Below are 16,863 nucleotides of genomic sequence, written 5' to 3'. Positions count from 1 at the left end.
CACGATTTCGCAGGAGACTTTTCATGCTCGTCAAAACCCTGATCGCCGCTGGTGTGGCGCTCGCCACCAGTCAGGCCTATGCCCTCCAGAGCCTCGACTATGGCTGGGAGGATGGCGTCGGTACGATTCTCGGCAGCTTTGGCAACCTGGCCGACGCCACCAATGTCAGCGGATCGCAGTCCGGCAGCGACGGCGCCAGCAGCTACAGCGTGAGCGGTGCGCGTTCGGGCAGCCGCTTCCTGCATGTGGCGGAAGCGCCGCTTGGCGGCACGCCGCAGGCCTATCTCGCCTTCGTCACCGGCCTGCAAGCCGGCGACCTGGTCAGCGCCAGCTTCTGGGGCTACGACAACTCGGCCGGCACCAACCCGTCGCTGCGCATCTGGGGGCACTATGCCGACGCCGCCGACATCAACAGCTATGTCAAGTCGGCCGGCGGCAGCAACACCTACACGGATGGCAGCGGCTGGAGCGAACTGAGCAATACCTGGACCTTCGACGGTGGCGCCACCGACGGTCTGGTCATCGAGGCCCGCCTCTACAGCATGACCTCAGGCGGAACGTCGGATCGCACCGACTTCTGGATCGACGATCTGCGCATCTCCGCGCCGGACCATGCCACCATCCAGTTCGCGGCGGCCGTGCCGGAGCCGGAATCCTACGCATTGATGCTGGCCGGTCTGGGCATGATGGGCTTCATCGCCCGCCGCCGCAGCCACCGTTAACGAACACCGCCCCGGCGCCACAACAGGCGCGCCGGGGCGGTCGAAGGGCACCATGGCCGCCCCCCCGGGGCGGCCATGGTGTGTTTACTGCGCGTTGCTCAGCGCCAGCATCAAGGCATTGGTGCGCTTGACGAAGGTGGCCGGGTCGTCGAGCGTGCCGCCTTCGGCCAGCAGGGCCTGGTCGAACAGCACCGCCGCCCAGTCATCGAAATGCTCGGCCTCGGTGTTGAGGCGCTGCACCGCCGGGTGAGTCGGGTTGAGCTCGAGAATCGGCTTGCTCGACGGCGCCTCCTGGCCGGCGGCCTTGAGGATGCGCGCCAGGTTCATGCCCATGTCGTGCTCATCGGCCACCAGGCAGGCGGGCGAATCGGTCAGGCGGTGCGTCACACGCACATCCTTGACCCGCTCGCCGAGGCTGGTCTTGACCCGCTCGAGCAGGTCCTTGTACTCGTCGGCCAGCTTCTCGACTTCTTTCTTCTCGGATTCGTCTTCGAGCGCGCCCAGATCGACGCCGCCCTTGGCGACCGACTGCAGCGCCTTGCCGTCGAACTCGGTGAGGTAGCCGATCACCCACTCGTCCACGCGGTCAGACAGCAGCAGCACCTCGATGCCCTTCTTGCGGAACACCTCGAGGTGCGGGCTGTTCTTGGCGGCGTTGAAGGTCTCGGCGGTGACGTAGTAGATCTTCTCCTGGCCTTCCTTCATGCGGCCGATGTAGTCGGCCAGCGTGACGACCTGGTCCACGGTGTCGGCATGCGTCGAGGCGAAGCGCAGCAGGCCGGCGATCTTCTCGCGGTTGGCCGAATCCTCGCCAACGCCCTCTTTCAACACATTGCCAAAGGCTTTCCAGAAGGTGGTGTATTTTTCGGCATCGTTCTTGGCCAGGTCTTCGAGCAGGCCGAGGACTTTCTTGGTGCAGCCAGCGCGCAGGGTGTCGATGTCCTTCGACTCCTGCAGGATCTCGCGCGAGACGTTGAGCGGCAGGTCAGCCGAATCCACCACCCCACGCACGAAGCGCAGGTACATCGGCATCAGCTTCTCTGCGTCGTCCATGATGAATACGCGGCGCACATACAGCTTGATGCCGTGCCGGGCGTTGCGGTCCCACATATCGAAGGGCGCGTTGCCCGGGATGTAAAGCAGCTGGGTGTATTCATGACGGCCTTCCACCTTGGCGTGGGTCCAGGCCAGCGGCTCCTGGAAGTCATGACCCACATGCTTGTAGAAGGCGGTGTATTCCTCGTCGGTGATCTCATTGCGCGGGCGGGCCCACAGCGCGTTGGCCTGGTTGACGGTTTCTTCCTCGTCGGTGGCCACCTGCGCGCCCTTCTCCTCGTCCCATTTTTCCTTCGTCATCACGATGGGCTGGACGATATGGTCGGAATACTTGCGGACCAACTCGCGCAGCTTCCAGCCGCTGAGCAGGTCTTCCTGGCCGTCGCGCAGGTGCAGGGTGATCTCGGTGCCGCGATCGGCCTTGTCGATCGGCGCCACCTGATACTCGCCGGCGGTGTCGCCGGTCATTGCGCATTCCCACTGAACACCTTCAGCGGCGGCCACGCCGGCACGGCGGGTGCGCACGGTGACGCGATCAGCGACGATAAACGCCGAGTAGAAACCCACACCAAACTGACCGATAAGGTGTGCATCTTTTTTCTGGTCGCCAGTGAGCTGACCGAAAAACTCTTTGGTGCCGGATTTGGCGATGGTGCCCAGGTTGGTGATGACCTCATCGCGGTTCATGCCGATGCCGTTGTCGCTCACTGTGACGGTCTTGGCCTCAGCATCGAAACGGATGCGGATCTTCAGCTCACCGTCGCCTTCAAACAACTCGGACTTGTCGAGTGCTTCGAAGCGCAGCTTGTCGCAGGCATCGGAAGCATTGGAAATCAGTTCGCGCAGGAAGATCTCGCGGTTCGAATACAGCGAGTGGATCATCAGGTGCAGCAGCTGCTTCACCTCGGCCTGAAAATTCATCTTCTCTGCTTGGGCGCTGGGCGCGTCGGACATCGTTGGCTCTCCGTGACACAAGAAATGGACTCGTTCAACATTGGGGCTGCCCCACCCGCTTTCAAGAGCCGGGAATCAACAAAGCCCCGGCGCGGTAGAATCGCCCTCCAGCGCACCCGAGCCCCGCCCATGTCATCGCATCCTGAAATCCATCCAGACCAATCCATCGAGTTGCTCAAGCACCTGCACATCCTGACCCGAGAGGGCAAGATGAACCAGGACAGCCGGCGCAAGCTCAAGCAGGTCTATCACCTCTACCAGTTCATCGAGCCCTTGCTCACCGAGGCGCTGGCCACGCGGCCGGATATCCAGCTGGTGGACCACGGCGCTGGCAAGTCCTACCTGGGCTTCATCCTCTACGACCTGTTCTTCAAGACGCAGGCGGCGGCCGGCAAGATCTATGGCGTCGAGACCCGCGATGAACTGGTCGCCAGTTCGCGCCGCCTGGCCGACAAGCTCGGCTTCTCGGCTGGCATGCGTTTCTACAATCTGACCGTCGCCGAATCGATCACCTCAGAGCGCCTGCCGGAACACATCGACATCGTCACCGCCCTGCACGCCTGCAATACCGCCACCGACGACGCGATCCGCTTTGCGCTCGAAAAGCGCGCCCGGCACATCGTACTGGTGCCCTGCTGTCAGGCCGAAGTCGCCTCGGTGCTGCGCAAGAACAAGCAGCAGTCGCTGAAGAACAGCATCACCGAGCTGTGGCGCCACCCCATCCACACCCGCGAGTTCGGCAGCCACGCCACCAATGTGCTGCGTTGCCTGCAGCTCGAGAGCCACGGCTACCAGGTGAGCGTGACCGAGCTGGTCGGCTGGGAACACTCGATGAAGAACGAACTGATCATCGCCACCTTCAAGGACTTGCCGCGTCGTCGGCCCGCCGAGCGCCTCGCCGAGCTGCTCGACACGCTTGGACTGACCGAGTTGAAGTCGCGCTTTTTCGGCGGCGACACCCTCGCAGCCTGAGCGCTGGTACAAAAAAGCCCCCGTCTCAAAAACGACGGGGGCCTTGTGTTTCTACGGGCGCGATTCGCAGCCCGTTCAAGCGGTCAGCAGCGGAAGCGGCCGACCATCTCGTGAAGGTCGGACGAGAGCTTCTCGAGTCGCGTCACCGACTCCACCGTCTTGCGCATCGCATCACTGGTGCCTTCGACCATGCCCGCGATGTTCTCGACTTGCTGTGCGATCAACGTACTGGCCGCGCTCTGCTCGGTGGTCGCGCTGGCCACGTCGCTGATCCGCTCCAGCGCAATGCTGGTCCCTTCGCGAATCTCACGCAGAGAGTCCGCGGCGCCTTGTACCTGATCCACGCCGGATTTCACCTCGGCAGCAACGGAACCCATGACGGTGACCGCGCCGTGGGTGTCTTCCTGAATACCGTGGATCATGCCTTCGATCTGCACCGTCGCCGCCGCCGTACGTTCGGCCAGGCCGCGCACCTCATCGGCCACCACCGCAAAGCCACGACCCTGTTCGCCGGCACGCGCCGCTTCAATCGCCGCATTCAGCGCCAGCAGATTGGTCTGCGCGGCGATCTCTTTAATCACGTTGGCAATCGACCCGATCTCGTTGGCCCGGCCAACCAACTCCTGAATCTTGCCGGACGCCGAATCCACCGTGGTGGCGATGCGACGCATACCATCGGCCGCGCCCATCGCACGCGCCTCACCGCGTTCGGCAAGCTTGGCAGCGTTCGACGAATTCTCTTTGGTCTCGCGTGCGCTATCGGAAATGTGATTGATGCTGACTGTCATTTCCTCGACCCCCGCCGCGATGGACGAGGTCGCATCCGACTGCTGATGCGCCTTCTCGGCCACATCCCGGGCGACCCCTGCAATCTGGCGCGAGCTGCCGGCCACCTCTTCAGCATTGTGGCCGATCTCGGCCATCATGGTGCGCAGCTGCTCCACTGTTTTTCCAAGTGTTCCAAGCAAGCTGCTGGCGCCGCCCTTGTTTTCGACAGTACCGGTCAAATCGCCCTGCGCGACCGCCTGCATTACCTGCACGGCATAGGTCGGTTCACCACCAATCTGACTAATGATACTGCGCACCACCAAGAACGAGGACACGACAATCACGACGAGTATCAACAGGCAGACACCACCCGTCTTGATGGCACCTTTATGGAAAGCATCATCGACGGCGGACAAATAGACACCCGTACCATAGGCCCAACCCCACGGAGCAAAGCTCTTCACCGTAGAAATTTTCGGCTCGGGCGGACCGCCACTTGTCCGCGGCCACGAATAGTCAATCGTGGCCGCCTGACCGGTCCGCGCGACTTCGGCGATCTTGTCAAACAGCGGCACGCCATTCGGGTCTTTTTTGCCCGCCATCGACTTGCCTTCGGTATCGGGCTTCATCGGCGACAGCAAAGTCGTGGCGGTGCCGTCATACGCGAAGATATAGTTCTTGCCATCTTCGAACCGGATTCGGCGCAAGGACGCCAGCGCCTGCTTTTGTGCTTCGTCGCGGCTCATCGCGCCAGCGGTCTCCAGCGCATGATAGTGCTCAAGGACATAGCCGGAGGTGGAAACAACGTCTTCCGCCCGTCGTTGCTCGGCGTCGAGCAGCTCAGAGCGCATTTCCCAGAGAGCATCCGCTCCGAGCACAACCAATCCAAGCACCGCCAAGAACACCAGCACACCCAGCCGGTTCACCAACTTCATTCGTTCAAACATAACGCCCTCCCCTCCGACCACGTAATCGCTGTGTCAGCTCGCTCAGCGCCACGGATGTGGCGCCGCCATGCCGACTTGGGAGAGCTAACGTCGCTCGTCGCTATAACTTTAGGCTGATTGGGGTTATTCCTGATCAACGCGATGGACGTGGGTCAGAAATGAATCAGTGTTCGTAGCGGATTTCGATGATTTCGATCTCGCGCGGCCCGGACGGGCTGACAAAGCGCACCACATCGCCTTCACGCGCCTTGATCAGCGCTTTGGCTAGCGGAGAAATCCAGCTGATGCGCCCTTCGCTGGCGCTGGCTTCATCGACGCCAACGATCTGGTAGGTCGTTTCGGTTGCGCCGTCATCATCGGTAATGACCACCGTGGCGCCAAAAAACACCTGATCAAGATTTTGCTGATCGGCCGAATCGACCACCGTGGCGTTTTCCAGCCGTTTGATCAGAAAACGGATGCGTCGATCAATCTCGCGCAGCCGCTTCTTGCCGTAGATGTAGTCGCCGTTTTCGGAGCGGTCGCCATTGCCGGCGGCCCAGGCGACCGTCTCGACCAGTTTCGGACGTTCGTCACGCAGCAGAAGGTCAAGCTCGGCCTTGAGCACTTGCCAGCCGCGACGCGTCATGTAGATGGGTCCGCCCGACGCGGGGCCGGCGGGGGCCTCGGGAGATTCATCGTCCTCGTCGGACGCTTTGACAAAAGCCTTGTTCACGATCGGCTACCGATGATCCGAACGGATCGCTGACAACAAGTGCCGGATGGTAGGCCAGCACCTGTCCCGCGGCAAGCCGACGCATTCAGTGATAGATCGCCGGCTGATTGAGCAGGCTCTGATAGTGATCGATCAGATCATCGAAATCGGCCATTTCTTCCGACGCCGCCAGCTCGGCCAGCTCTTCGCGAAAACGACGCGCTGCCGCGTCACGGATGATGGTGCCGCGCCCAAGACGCTTGTCGATCACCTCGATGGCGTCAAAGCCGGGAAAATCCATCACATACAACACCGAGTTGTTACACACGACATTCATGATGAGACTCCTTACGCTGTGGCTCCGCTCGGGAAGCCTTCCTGACACCCAGATGGGGGCGATCACGCACCAAGACAAGCACCCATGTTGTCATTGCACTGCGACGACGCATAACATAGGCCGCTTGAATACAGTTCACGGCGCCATTGGCGCGAGCTTGAGACCTTACCCAACCAATGCTTGACGACTTCGAAGATTCAGCCAACTGGGTCGACACCCTGGCCCAGCTCAAGGCCGAGCACCGCGACCTCGACACGGCCATCGCGGCCCTGTCGAACTCTCCGCCCGACGACGGTCTGATGCTGCCGCGTCTTAAAAAACGCAAACTCGCCCTCAAAGACCGTATCGCCTACATCGAGCGAATGATCGATCCGCCCGAACTCGCCTGAGCGCTGACCACACCCCCCTATGACCTATCGCCCCCTCTATGCCCCCGCCACGCTCAGCCTGCACGCCGGCCAGAGCCCCGACGCCGATCATGGCGCCCGCGCTGTCCCGATCCACTTCACCACCAGCTACGTCTTTGCCGATGCCGAACAGGCCGCGGCGCGCTTCAATCTTGAACGCCCCGGCCATGTCTATTCGCGCATCTCGAATCCGACCTGCGCGGTGCTCGAAGAGCGCATCGCCGCGCTCGAAGGTGGCATTGGCGCCATTGCCACCGCCAGCGGCCAGGCCGCGTTGCATCTGGCCATCTGCACACTGACCGGCGCAGGCGGCCATATCGTTGCCTCGCGGGCCTTGTATGGTGGCTCGCACAACCTGCTGGCCTACACGCTGCCGCGTTTCGGTATCGAAACCAGCTTCGTCGATCCGCGCGATCCGGACGCCTGGCGCGCCGCCATCCGCCCCAACACCGCGCTGCTGTTTGGCGAATCACTGGGCAACCCGGGCCTGGACGTGCTGGACATCCCGACCGTCTCGGCCATCGGCCATGAACATGGGCTGCCACTGCTGGTGGACGCCACGCTGGTCACCCCCTGTTTGCAGCAACCGATCGAGCTGGGTGCCGATCTGGTGGTGCATTCGGCCACCAAGTTTCTCGGCGGCCATGGCGTCGCGGTGGGCGGGCTGCTGGTCGATGGCGGCCGATTCGATTGGGACGCCAGTGGTCGATTCCCCACGCTGACCGAAGCCTATGAGGGTTTCCACGGCATGGTATTCGCCGAAGAGTCGCCCATTGCCGCCTTTTTGCTGCGCGCCCGCCGCGAAGGCCTGCGTGACTTTGGCGCCTGCCTGTCGCCGATGAACGCCTTCCAGATCCTGCAAGGCATCGAAACCCTGCCCTTGCGCATGCGCGCCCATGTGGCCAACGCCGAAGCCCTCGCCACCCACCTGGCGCAACACCCCATGGTCGCGCGTGTGGGCTACCCCGGCCTGGAAGACCACCCCGATCACGCACTCGCCAAGCGCCTGCTGCCCAAAGGCGCGGGCGCGGTGTTCAGCTTCGAGCTCAAAGGCAGCCGCGACGCAGGCAAGGCATTCATCAACGCCTTGCGTGTGTTCTCGCACCTGGCCAACGTGGGCGACGCCAAATCGCTGGTCATCCACCCGGCCAGCACAACGCATTTCCGCATGTCGGCCGACGACCTCGCCGCTGCGGGCATTGGCGAAGGCACGATCCGCCTGTCGGTCGGTGTCGAAGACATCGCCGATCTTCTCGAAGACCTTGAGCGCGGCCTGCGCGCAGCCGCCAAAGTGGAGGGCCGCTGATGTCCGCCCACCTTGAGAACCCCATCTATGCCTACACCGGCGGCCGTCCCGCGGTGGCCGGCCAGCCCACGCTGGTATTCGTCCACGGCGCCGGGCACGACCACAGCGTGTGGAACATGCCGGCCCGCCACTTCGCGTATCACGGCTTCAATGTGCTGGCCCCCGATCTGCCCGGCCACGGCCGCTCGCAAGGCAAACCCATCGCCAGCATCGAGGCCATCGCCGACTGGCTGATGGGCTGGATCGCATCGCAGACCGACGGCCCCGTCATCCTCATCGGCCACAGCATGGGTTCGCTCGTCGCACTCCGCGCCGCAGCCCAGCATCCCGACCGGGTCGCCAAACTGGTGCTGGTCGGCAGTGTCGCCCCAATGCCCGTCGCCGCGCCCTTGCTCAGCGCCACACTCGACGCGCGCGACAAGGCCCACGCCATGATCAACCAGTGGTCCTATACGCCGGATCATCACCTCGGCGCCAGCGCTCAACCCGGCATGGTGCTGACCGGCGTCAACCGTCGGCTGATGGAGCGTAGCGCGCCCGGCGTGCTTCATACCGACATGTCCGCCTGCAACGCCTACACCGCCGGCGAGGCCGATGCTGCTCACATTAATGCGCCAACCCGGCTGATCTGCGGCGAACGCGACCAGATGACACCGCCCAAGGCGGCGCGCGCTTTGCAGGCCGCACTTGCCAAGGTACCCGACGGTGCGCATATCATCATCCTGCCGAACGCCGGTCACGCCATGATGGCAGAAGCACCCGATGCATTTCTCGACGCACTACGAGGGTTTATCGTCACACCATAAAAACAATCCGTGACCGGGGCGCCGCGGCTTTTTGCGGGCCTCACCCTCGTTTTTGCTGCCACACCAAAAACCCTCAACAGGAGACAACATGCAGCAGCCGGACGAAAAAAAAGAAGACTCGGGGCATCCTCCCTTTCCAGGCATTCGCGACGTCAAGGCGGGCTCGCCGATCCGTTGGTTCGCAAAAGGCTGGAACGACCTCGTCTCCTGCCCGATCCCGAGTCTGTTCTACGGATTCTGCTTCGCGGCCATGGGCTTGCTGATCACCTTTGTTTTCGAGCATGCCTATGAGTACACCTCCGGCCTGACCTCCGGCTTCCTCCTTCTCGGCCCCTTCCTGTCCATGGGCCTGTACGAAATCAGCCGCCGCCGCGAAAAAGGCGAGACCTGCTCACTCATGCCCACCATGATGGTGTGGCGACGCAATGCCGGCAACATCGGCATTTTCGCCGTCGTCCTTGGTGTGCTGTTCCTGGTCTGGGCGCGCGCCTCGCTGGTCATCTTTGCGCTCTTCTACACCAACGAAATGCCCAACCTGACTGGCTTCCTGCAGCAGCTGATCAGCCTGGAAAACATCGAATTCCTGATGGTTTACTTCGCCGTCGGCATGATTTTCGCCACCCTCACCTTCGCGGTCAGCGTGGTCTCGATTCCGTTGATGCTGGACCGCGACCAGGACGCCATCTCCGCGATGCTCGCGAGCGTCGGTGCGCTCGCGCGAAACCCGGCCGCAATGATCATGTGGGCGCTCGCCATCGTCAGCGCCACCTTGATTGGTTTCATGACCTTCCACCTCGGTCTGGCGGTCTTGATGCCGGTAGTCGGCCACGCCACGTGGCACGCCTATCGCGATCTGATCGAACCCCTAAACGAGCAGTGACAGATCCAGATCGATCACTACCGGCTGGTGATCCGAAGCGTCGGTGACCGCGTCGTAAAACACGTCGCTCACCGCCGCGGCCAGCGGTCGCGACACGAACATGTAGTCGCAGCAATACGGCCGATCCGGCCAGTCGGCCCCGTGCAAGCCCACGCTGGGCGGATGCGGGGTATCGCCATGCCGAAGCCGCCACGCGTCGCACCAAGGTGATTCGCTATCGCGCACATCGACAATCGCCTGCCAGTCGAGTGTATCTGGCTCACAATTGAAATCCCCACACAACACCGCCGCCACCGGCATCTCGGGGCGCGCAAAAGGCCCGGCCTTTTCACGTTCGAGTGGCGGAAAACCGGCAAGCCTTGCGACCACCGCCTGACGCGCGTGCAACCACCGCGCCTGCGCCAGACGCTGGCCCGGGGCGTAGTACTCAAGGTGCGTGGTCAACACCCGGACAGGCACACCCTGAGCGCTCATCACCACCGCTTCGATACAGCCACGCGACATACTCATCACACCGCGCTCGGGTGGAGACGGGAGCAGATGACGATACACCGCCGCCACCGGCAAGCGAGACAGCAACAGATTGCCAAACGTGCGGCGCCGCCCATCGCCCCGTGGCATATCGACTGCCGGTCCATGAATGGCGACGTACTCGTCAAACGCAGTCGACAAAACCGACAGCCCGTCCTCTCCCGTGCCGCCAGGCAAGCCATCGAAGCCTGTCGCGACCTCCTGCAAACAAATGACGTCGGCCGGGCCAAGCGCACCGATTATGTCGATGATTCGTGACAGATTCACCACCCCATCAGCGCCCCGCCCCCACTGGATGTTCCAACTAATGACGCGCATCACGTTTTTCCCACAGCGGCCATGACAGAATCACGGCTCATCGAAATCAAGATACCCTACCCGCCCAGCTTGCCGCTGACGCCCTTCTGATGCAAATACCCCCTTTCCTGCGATGGAACGGCCGTGTGTGGATGACCCCGCCACGCAATGGCGGGCCGGCCCATGCCGACCCGCTGGCCGAGCTTGAGCACTGGATCGGTCAGTTGCCGCCGCGCCTGCCCCTGACACGCGCGCGCATGCTCGGCACGCGGCTCAAGGCCCTGCTCGACGCCGACACCAAGGTCCGCGTCCGGCTCAAGATGCTTGAACTGGTCGACGACGCCGCCTTGCGCCTGAGCAGTGAAATCGAAGCGCAGCTGAACATGGCGTCGCTGCCCCTGTCGCGGCGCATCCACAACCCGCTCATCGCTACGCTGGGCGTCCTCAAGCTGCTGGCACAGGCGTATCTCGATCTCGCGGAACAGCTATCCAGGCGCTGGATTCGATTTACCGTCACCCGGCCACTGCGCATCGCCATCGAGCGCGGCACACTGCTGGCCGCGCACCGGCTCTCGCTCACGCACCGCGCCTACGCCATCGGTAACTCCTCAAGTTGGCGGCACCTGTACGCCTTCCACAAGCTCGCCCTACAGCACGGCTTCGCCAATGAACGCCCCAACACCGGTGGCCTCGCGCTGTCCACTGCCGATCACTACGCTCAAGCGATCCTGCTGTCGGCGGCCGATCCGACCGCCATCGCGCTGGGCGATCTCGACCGTGTGCGCTTCTACTTGCAGCGCCATGTGCGCCATACGCGTTTCATGCTCGCCGGCGACGACGCCGAAGCGCTGCAGGCGCAGGCGCAAGGGCTGTATGTGCTCACCGACGGCACCCATCCACCGATCGCCTTGACCCGCTACCGGGCGCCGCTGCAGCGCACCCAATGCCTGCTCGACTGCCGTGAAATGCTCGCCAAACTGCAAGGCCAGATCGACGGCCTGCGCCTGGGCGTCGTGCCCGCGCGACTCGGCCTGCCAATCGCAGCGCGTCAGCAGCGCTATGTGGCCATGCTCGAAACGCTGCACGACCACTGGGCCAACCCGCGCTCGCGCAGCCATGGTCGAACCCGATTTCTGCCACGGGCGGATCTGGTCGCCGGCTTTGCCGCCATTCGCCCCTTCGTCGCCGGCACGGCACTGCACCGCCGTAGCGGTGAGCCGCAGCTTTCCGGCGCGCTCGCCAATCTGGCAGACCGAACCAGCGAATGGGGCATTCTCGACGAGAGCCCCGGCGGCTTCGGCTTGCGCTATCTGCGCGGCCAGGCGCAATACGTGCAGGTCGGCGAAATCATTGCGCTACGCCCCCATGAACGCGCGTCGGTGCTGATCGGCGTTACCCGCCGCATGGTCAGCCGCAAGGAAAACGAATTCGACATCGGGCTCGAAATCCTCTCCGCTTCCAGCATCTCCACGCATGTCATCCTGCCCGCCAGCGGGCTCCAGCTGCGCCCGCATGTGCCGGTGCTCCTGCTGCCCAAAATGCCGTCCCTGGGCGCCCGACCGGGGCTGCTGGCGCCGATCGGAGAAGTCCCGCCGGGCACCCGCATCACCCTTCAGCAACACGGTCAGCAACTCACCCTCAAAACCGGTGTGCCGCTTGAAAAGCTCTCGGGCGTCGAGATCATTCCGCTCTCCCGCGGCGACACGTAATCCTTACCGTCGCCGCGTCGGCTTGTCGACAGCGGGCGAATCCCCGACAATCCATCGATCCAACACACACGCGCCTTTTTCGGCCAATCGCCTCCGACCATGCACGATCACGGCCACGGCCACACTCACGGGCACCATCACGGCCAGGCCGCCAGCAGCGCGGCCCTGCTGCTCGCGCTCGGGCTGACGCTCGGCTTCTCGTTTGTCGAAGCACTTGCCGGCTGGTGGGCGAGCTCACTCGCGCTGCTGGGCGACGCCGGCCACATGCTGACCGACAGCTTCGCGTTGGGCCTGGCGGCCGTCGCCGCACGTCTGGCACAACGCCCGCCCAGCCAGCGCCTGAGCTACGGCCTGGGGCGCATGGAAGCGCTGGCGGCGCTGATCAATGGCCTGCTGATGATTGCCGTCGTGGCGGCCATCGTCTGGCATGCGGTAGAGCGCCTGCTGACCCCGCAAACGGTGGCCGGCGGCACCGTCACCGTTGTCGCACTGATCGGCCTGATCATCAACATCGCCGCGGCCTGGCTGCTCAGCCGCGGCGGTAACGACCTGAACACCCGTGCGGCGCTTTTGCATGTGATGGGCGACCTGCTCGGCTCGGTCGCCGCACTGGCCGCCGGCCTCATCATTCAATTCACCGGCTGGATGCCGATCGATCCGCTCCTGTCGGTGCTGATCTGCGGGCTGATCCTCGCCTCCACGCTGAGCCTGCTGCGACAGGTGTTCACCACCCTGCTCGAAGGCGTGCCCGAGTCGCTCTCGCTGCCCGAGGTGGGGCGAAGCATGGCGGCGGTCGATGGCATTGTGTCGGTGCATGACCTGCATATCTGGAGCCTGGGCGCCGGCCGGGTCGCGCTTTCAGCGCATGTGGTGATCACCTCGCTCACCGACTGGCCTGCCGTCCTGCCCCGCCTGCAAACCGCCTTGGCCTCGCAATTCGGGATCGAACATGCCACGCTTCAGCCTGAGGTGCCACGCACCGAGCCCATTGTTTTCAAGCGAAAGCGCGGTGACGCCTAAAGATCGCCTCGCCGCGAACCGATAGAATAGGCAAGACCTGCCTCACAAGACGCCTCATGCACAGTGCCCTGGAAATCGTCGCTTCGGTGGATCGCCTCAAGAGTTTGCCGGCGGTCTATCACCGTATTCGCGCCGAACTCGAATCGCCCGAGGGCTCGCTCAACGAGGTCGCGCGTCTGGTCACTCACGACGGGGTGATCACCGGGCGCATCCTGCAAGTCGTCAACAGTTCGCTGTACGGCTTTTCGGGTCAGATCGACAGCGTCATGCGCGCCGTCCAGTTACTCGGCATGCAACAGGTCCATGATCTGGTGCTCGCCACAGCGGTCAGCGAAGCCTTCGACGGCGTCCACGCCGAACGCATGAACATGCGGCTGTTCTGGCGGCTCAGTGTTTTGCGTGGTCTGGCGGCGCGGGTGATTGGCCGCCACTGCTCGCTGCTTGACGCCGAGCGCATGTTCGTCATCGGCCTGCTGGCCGACATGGGTCATCTGGTGATGTATCTCACCGTACCGGAGCTGGCCGAACGCGCGCAAAACGAGGCCGATGCCACCGAGCAGCCGCTGCACACCATCGAACGCCGCCTGATCGGTGCCGATTACGCCGAAGTCGGCTGCGCGCTGCTCGACAGCTGGCAACTGCCGCTGGGCTTTGCCTCGGCGGTGGGCGGTCAGCACACGCCCTGTACCGCAGGCGCCCACAATTTTGAAGCCGCCATTCTGTCGCTGGCCAACCGCGTCGCCGACGCCGACCGGCGCGGATTGTCGAGCGAAGACGCCGCCACCCGCGTCGACTCCGCCATCTGGACCCACCTCGACCTGGCGCCCAACCTGATGGGCGAAATCCGCGAAGAGGCCGAGCTCAATCTCGCCGCGGTCACCGCACTGTTCTTTTCACGGCACTAATTCACGCCACTAATTCACGCCACCAAGCCGCTCGGCCAGCCAGCCGCGCAGAGCACGCCACGCTACCTCAAGCCGTTGCGCCCCTGCCGCACTGAGCGCAGCGCCCAGGCTGAAGTCCTCTCCCCGCACACTCAGCAGCCAGCTTGGCGGCAGCGCCGCGCCAATCTGCTCGCGCACGCGCAGCACTTCGGCCGGCGACAAGGCATGTGACTGCACCGCCACCGCCGCCGCGGGCGCAACGGGTGCGAGCATCACATCTTCGATCTGACTGAGGTGTGCGTCGATGAACAGCACAGCGTCGGCGCCATCCAGATCCAACGCGTTTTCAACCTGAAACTGAAAGGCATCAATCACCGTCACACCGGGGAGTTCGAGCGCGCTCAGGCGCGCCGCCAGAGACGGCCCGATGCCGTCATCACCGCGGGCATCGTTACCGGCGGCGAGCACCACGATCCGACTCACCCGTTTCGCACCTTCTGGTCCACGCAGGCGCCATCGGCATCAAGCAGGCGAACCTCCAGCGGCATCTTGCCGAGCGCATGGGTTGCGCAAGACAGGCAGGGGTCGTAGGCCCGGATCGCCACTTCGATGTGGTTGAGCAAGCCTTCGGTGAGTGTCTGGCCGCTGAGCTCGCGCCGCGCCACTTCGCGCACCGTGCGGTTCATCGCTTCGTTGTTGTGGGTGGTCGAGACGATCAGATTGCACCAGCGCACCAGGTCGTCGTCGCCAACCCAGTAGTGATGAATCAAGGTGCCCCGCGGCGCTTCGATCACGCCCACACCCGAGGCCGCTCGCGGCCCCGCCGCCATGCGCTCGCCACCGGTCAGATCCGGGTCGGGCAGCAAGTCGCGGATCACCTCCGCCGCATGCAGCATTTCGATCATGCGCGCCCAGTGGTAGGCCAGCGACGCATGCTGGATCGCGCCGCCGCTGTAGGCGCGGAAGGCCCGTCGCTCGGCTTCGGCCAGCGGTGTCGGGATGAAATCGCAATTCTGCACCCGCGCCAGCGGGCCCACCTTGTACCAGCCCGCTTCAGGCCCGAGATCAGTCACATACGGAAACTTCATGTAGCTCCACGGCTTGACCGCTTCGGTGATGAAGTCCATGTAGTCGTGGCTCGGCACCGCGTCGCGCAAGATCTCGCCATCGGCGCTGCGCAGGCGCAACTGCCCGTCGTAAAGCTCCATCGCGCCATCGGCCCGCACCAGACTCATCAGCGACGAGGGCACGCAGCCAAAGCGGTCATACAGCGCCGGATCGGCCTCATGCAGACGGCGAACCAAGGCCACGGCGGCTTGCGACCACGCCACCATGGTGTCGGCCTCGGCCGTTAGCGCGTCGCGATCGGTCGCGGACAGATGCCGATTGATGCCGCCCGGCACCGCCGCCGTGCCGTGAATGCGTTTGCCCGCCGTCGCCGCGATCACCTGCTGGCCGAAACGACGCAAGCCCACGCCCTGGCGGGCGATGTCGGGATGCGCGGCGATCACGCCGGCGATATTGCGCTGAGCGACCGGAGCATCGAAACCGAACAACAGATCGGGCGAGGCCAGATGAAAAAAATGCAGCGCATGGCTTTGCAGGATCTGACCGTAATGCATCAGCCGGCGCATCTTGTCGGCGGTGGCCGTCACCGGCACGGCGCCGACCACGTAGTCGAGCGCCTTGGCAGCCGCCAGATGATGGCTGACCGGACAGATGCCGCACAGGCGCTGCACGATGACCGGAATCTCCCAGTACGGCCGGCCTTCGATGAAGGCTTCAAAACCACGGAATTCGACAATATGCAGCCGCGCTTCGTGCACCTTGCCGGCCTCATCGAGCAATAGTGTGACCTTACCGTGGCCTTCGACCCGAGAGATGGGATCAATGGCGACCCGGCGCAGAATGTCGCGATTGGCAGCGGTTTCGAGATCAGACGACATCGGCATTCTCAATCAAAATGCAGCAGCGGATAGCTCACCCGCGGGGTGCGTCCGGCCAGCAGATCGGAGATGAACTGCCAGATGGCTTCCCCCGAAGGCGGGCAGCCGGGCAGAAAGTAATCGACCCGCACCACCTCGTGAATCGGATGCACCTTGTCCAGCGGCAGCGGCAACTCGGGATCATCGGGCACCTCGGCGGTGTCCATACCGGGGCGGGACTGAAACACCGCACTCAAACACTGACCGACATCCAGGTGGTTGCGCTGCGCTGGCAGGCCGCCATTGATCGCGCAAGCGCCCATGGCGACCAGGGTTTTGCACTGCGCCCGGAACTCGCGCAGCACGTGCACATTCTCCGAGTTGCACACCCCGCCTTCGACCAGACCGATATCACAGGGGCCGCAGGTCTTGAGATCGGTGAGCGGCGAGCGGTCGAGCTCGACCTTGTCGAGCAGCGCGAACACATGCTCGTCGATATCCAGCAGCGACATGTGACAGCCGAAGCAGCCGGCCAGCGACACCGTGGCCACACGGAGCTTGCGCGAGGGACTCACAGGACAGGCCTCCTTCCGCTGACGCGACATCCTCCCCAGGGGAGGTTCGCGCGCCTTTCGGGCGGCCGGGCGA

General features: G+C 63.8%; 17 protein-coding genes. 9 read left to right on the top strand and 8 right to left on the bottom strand.

The genetic code is table 11. The features are described from left to right. The first annotated feature begins 23 nt into the window (after positions 1-23). Complete coding sequence (locus tag FHP91_RS21340) at positions 24-722, top strand: PEP-CTERM sorting domain-containing protein (RefSeq protein WP_246116299.1); 699 nt, start codon at positions 24-26, stop codon at positions 720-722. An 84-nt stretch (positions 723-806) separates the two neighbouring features. On the opposite strand, the gene htpG is transcribed toward FHP91_RS21340, so the two are convergent. Continuing rightward, positions 807-2,732, bottom strand: coding sequence for a molecular chaperone HtpG (gene htpG, locus FHP91_RS12740; protein WP_144309951.1), 1,926 nt, complete (start codon positions 2,730-2,732; stop codon positions 807-809). A 129-nt stretch (positions 2,733-2,861) separates the two neighbouring features. Here htpG and FHP91_RS12735 point away from each other — a divergent pair, with 129 nt between their 5' ends. Then, entirely contained in the window at positions 2,862-3,704 is an 843-nt protein-coding gene (locus tag FHP91_RS12735) for a class I SAM-dependent methyltransferase (protein ID WP_144309950.1), read from the top strand. 83 nt (positions 3,705-3,787) lie between these two features. Here FHP91_RS12735 and FHP91_RS12730 read toward each other — a convergent pair whose 3' ends face one another. The 3 genes from FHP91_RS12730 to FHP91_RS12720 form a co-directional block, all read right to left on the bottom strand. Then, entirely contained in the window at positions 3,788-5,419 is a 1,632-nt protein-coding gene (locus tag FHP91_RS12730; RefSeq protein ID WP_246116298.1) for a methyl-accepting chemotaxis protein, read from the bottom strand. Positions 5,420-5,582: 163 nt separating this feature from the next. Next, a complete protein-coding gene (gene greB / locus FHP91_RS12725; protein WP_144309949.1) occupies positions 5,583-6,134 on the bottom strand; it encodes a transcription elongation factor GreB in 552 nt (183 codons plus the stop codon). Between the two features lie 85 nt (positions 6,135-6,219). Beyond that, positions 6,220-6,450, bottom strand: a complete 231-nt coding sequence (locus tag FHP91_RS12720; protein ID WP_144173403.1) for a DUF3567 family protein — start codon at positions 6,448-6,450, stop codon at positions 6,220-6,222. A gap of 176 nt (positions 6,451-6,626) precedes the next feature. On the opposite strand from FHP91_RS12720, the gene FHP91_RS12715 reads away from it, so the two are divergent. The 4 genes from FHP91_RS12715 (at position 6,627) to FHP91_RS12700 (ending at position 9,849) form a co-directional block, all read left to right on the top strand. Next, a complete protein-coding gene (locus FHP91_RS12715) occupies positions 6,627-6,839 on the top strand; it encodes a YdcH family protein (protein WP_144173401.1) in 213 nt (70 codons plus the stop codon). Positions 6,840-6,858: 19 nt separating this feature from the next. After that, the gene (locus tag FHP91_RS12710; protein ID WP_144309948.1) at positions 6,859-8,163 is read left to right on the top strand and encodes an O-acetylhomoserine aminocarboxypropyltransferase; all 1,305 of its coding nucleotides are present in this window, start codon (positions 6,859-6,861) and stop codon (positions 8,161-8,163) included. Beyond that, the gene (locus FHP91_RS12705) at positions 8,163-8,969 is read left to right on the top strand and encodes an alpha/beta fold hydrolase (protein WP_144309947.1); all 807 of its coding nucleotides are present in this window, start codon (positions 8,163-8,165) and stop codon (positions 8,967-8,969) included. The genes FHP91_RS12710 and FHP91_RS12705 overlap by 1 nt, the downstream gene beginning before the upstream one ends. A gap of 88 nt (positions 8,970-9,057) precedes the next feature. Continuing rightward, on the top strand, positions 9,058-9,849 hold the full coding sequence (locus tag FHP91_RS12700; protein WP_144309946.1) for a DUF2189 domain-containing protein: 792 nt from the start codon (positions 9,058-9,060) through the stop codon (positions 9,847-9,849). Here FHP91_RS12700 and FHP91_RS12695 read toward each other — a convergent pair. Beyond that, positions 9,835-10,698: an endonuclease/exonuclease/phosphatase family protein gene (locus FHP91_RS12695; protein WP_144309945.1), complete on the bottom strand. Its 864-nt coding sequence runs from the start codon at positions 10,696-10,698 to the stop codon at positions 9,835-9,837. The two genes, FHP91_RS12700 and FHP91_RS12695, sit on opposite strands and share 15 nt — an antisense overlap. A 131-nt stretch (positions 10,699-10,829) precedes the next feature. Between FHP91_RS12695 and FHP91_RS12690 the strand changes: the two genes are divergently transcribed. The 3 genes from FHP91_RS12690 to FHP91_RS12680 all read left to right on the top strand — a co-directional run bounded on the left by FHP91_RS12690 (position 10,830) and on the right by FHP91_RS12680 (position 14,311). Continuing rightward, positions 10,830-12,386, top strand: a complete 1,557-nt coding sequence (locus FHP91_RS12690) for a hypothetical protein (protein WP_144309944.1) — start codon at positions 10,830-10,832, stop codon at positions 12,384-12,386. Positions 12,387-12,485: 99 nt separating this feature from the next. Then, the gene (locus FHP91_RS12685; RefSeq protein WP_144309943.1) at positions 12,486-13,406 is read left to right on the top strand and encodes a cation diffusion facilitator family transporter; all 921 of its coding nucleotides are present in this window, start codon (positions 12,486-12,488) and stop codon (positions 13,404-13,406) included. A gap of 56 nt (positions 13,407-13,462) precedes the next feature. Then, the gene (locus FHP91_RS12680; RefSeq protein WP_144309942.1) at positions 13,463-14,311 is read left to right on the top strand and encodes an HDOD domain-containing protein; all 849 of its coding nucleotides are present in this window, start codon (positions 13,463-13,465) and stop codon (positions 14,309-14,311) included. Positions 14,312-14,320: 9 nt separating this feature from the next. Here FHP91_RS12680 and FHP91_RS12675 read toward each other — a convergent pair whose 3' ends face one another. From FHP91_RS12675 to FHP91_RS12665, 3 genes are read right to left on the bottom strand one after another with little or no spacing between them, the layout of a single operon-like run. Continuing rightward, a complete protein-coding gene (locus FHP91_RS12675) occupies positions 14,321-14,773 on the bottom strand; it encodes a hydrogenase maturation protease (RefSeq protein ID WP_186301538.1) in 453 nt (150 codons plus the stop codon). Further along, positions 14,770-16,236: a Ni/Fe hydrogenase subunit alpha gene (locus tag FHP91_RS12670; protein WP_144309940.1), complete on the bottom strand. Its 1,467-nt coding sequence runs from the start codon at positions 16,234-16,236 to the stop codon at positions 14,770-14,772. Before FHP91_RS12670 ends, FHP91_RS12675 begins: the two co-directional genes overlap by 4 nt. Positions 16,237-16,244: 8 nt before the next feature. After that, complete coding sequence (locus tag FHP91_RS12665; protein ID WP_144173369.1) at positions 16,245-16,820, bottom strand: NADH-quinone oxidoreductase subunit B family protein; 576 nt, start codon at positions 16,818-16,820, stop codon at positions 16,245-16,247. Positions 16,821-16,863: the final 43 nt, after the last annotated feature.

The organism is Denitromonas halophila (genome assembly GCF_007625155.1).
Taxonomy (GTDB): Bacteria; Pseudomonadota; Gammaproteobacteria; order Burkholderiales; family Rhodocyclaceae; genus Nitrogeniibacter; species Nitrogeniibacter halophilus.
Note: the sequence above shows the minus strand (reverse complement) of the source record. Positions and strands in the feature narration are given on the sequence as shown.

Excerpts from the sequence above, each read along its gene's own strand:
- FHP91_RS21340 (WP_246116299.1), top strand. The coding sequence starts at position 24 with ATGCTCGTCAAAACCCTGATCGCCGCTGGTGTGGCGCTCGCCACCAGT.
- htpG (WP_144309951.1), bottom strand. The coding sequence starts at position 2,732 with ATGTCCGACGCGCCCAGCGCCCAAGCAGAGAAGATGAATTTTCAGGCC.
- FHP91_RS12735 (WP_144309950.1), top strand. The coding sequence starts at position 2,862 with ATGTCATCGCATCCTGAAATCCATCCAGACCAATCCATCGAGTTGCTC.
- FHP91_RS12730 (WP_246116298.1), bottom strand. The coding sequence starts at position 5,419 with ATGTTTGAACGAATGAAGTTGGTGAACCGGCTGGGTGTGCTGGTGTTC.
- FHP91_RS12720 (WP_144173403.1), bottom strand. The coding sequence starts at position 6,450 with ATGAATGTCGTGTGTAACAACTCGGTGTTGTATGTGATGGATTTTCCC.
- FHP91_RS12715 (WP_144173401.1), top strand. The coding sequence starts at position 6,627 with ATGCTTGACGACTTCGAAGATTCAGCCAACTGGGTCGACACCCTGGCC.
- FHP91_RS12710 (WP_144309948.1), top strand. The coding sequence starts at position 6,859 with ATGACCTATCGCCCCCTCTATGCCCCCGCCACGCTCAGCCTGCACGCC.
- FHP91_RS12705 (WP_144309947.1), top strand. The coding sequence starts at position 8,163 with ATGTCCGCCCACCTTGAGAACCCCATCTATGCCTACACCGGCGGCCGT.
- FHP91_RS12700 (WP_144309946.1), top strand. The coding sequence starts at position 9,058 with ATGCAGCAGCCGGACGAAAAAAAAGAAGACTCGGGGCATCCTCCCTTT.
- FHP91_RS12695 (WP_144309945.1), bottom strand. The coding sequence starts at position 10,698 with ATGCGCGTCATTAGTTGGAACATCCAGTGGGGGCGGGGCGCTGATGGG.
- FHP91_RS12690 (WP_144309944.1), top strand. The coding sequence starts at position 10,830 with ATGACCCCGCCACGCAATGGCGGGCCGGCCCATGCCGACCCGCTGGCC.
- FHP91_RS12685 (WP_144309943.1), top strand. The coding sequence starts at position 12,486 with ATGCACGATCACGGCCACGGCCACACTCACGGGCACCATCACGGCCAG.
- FHP91_RS12680 (WP_144309942.1), top strand. The coding sequence starts at position 13,463 with ATGCACAGTGCCCTGGAAATCGTCGCTTCGGTGGATCGCCTCAAGAGT.
- FHP91_RS12670 (WP_144309940.1), bottom strand. The coding sequence starts at position 16,236 with ATGTCGTCTGATCTCGAAACCGCTGCCAATCGCGACATTCTGCGCCGG.
- FHP91_RS12665 (WP_144173369.1), bottom strand. The coding sequence starts at position 16,820 with ATGTCGCGTCAGCGGAAGGAGGCCTGTCCTGTGAGTCCCTCGCGCAAG.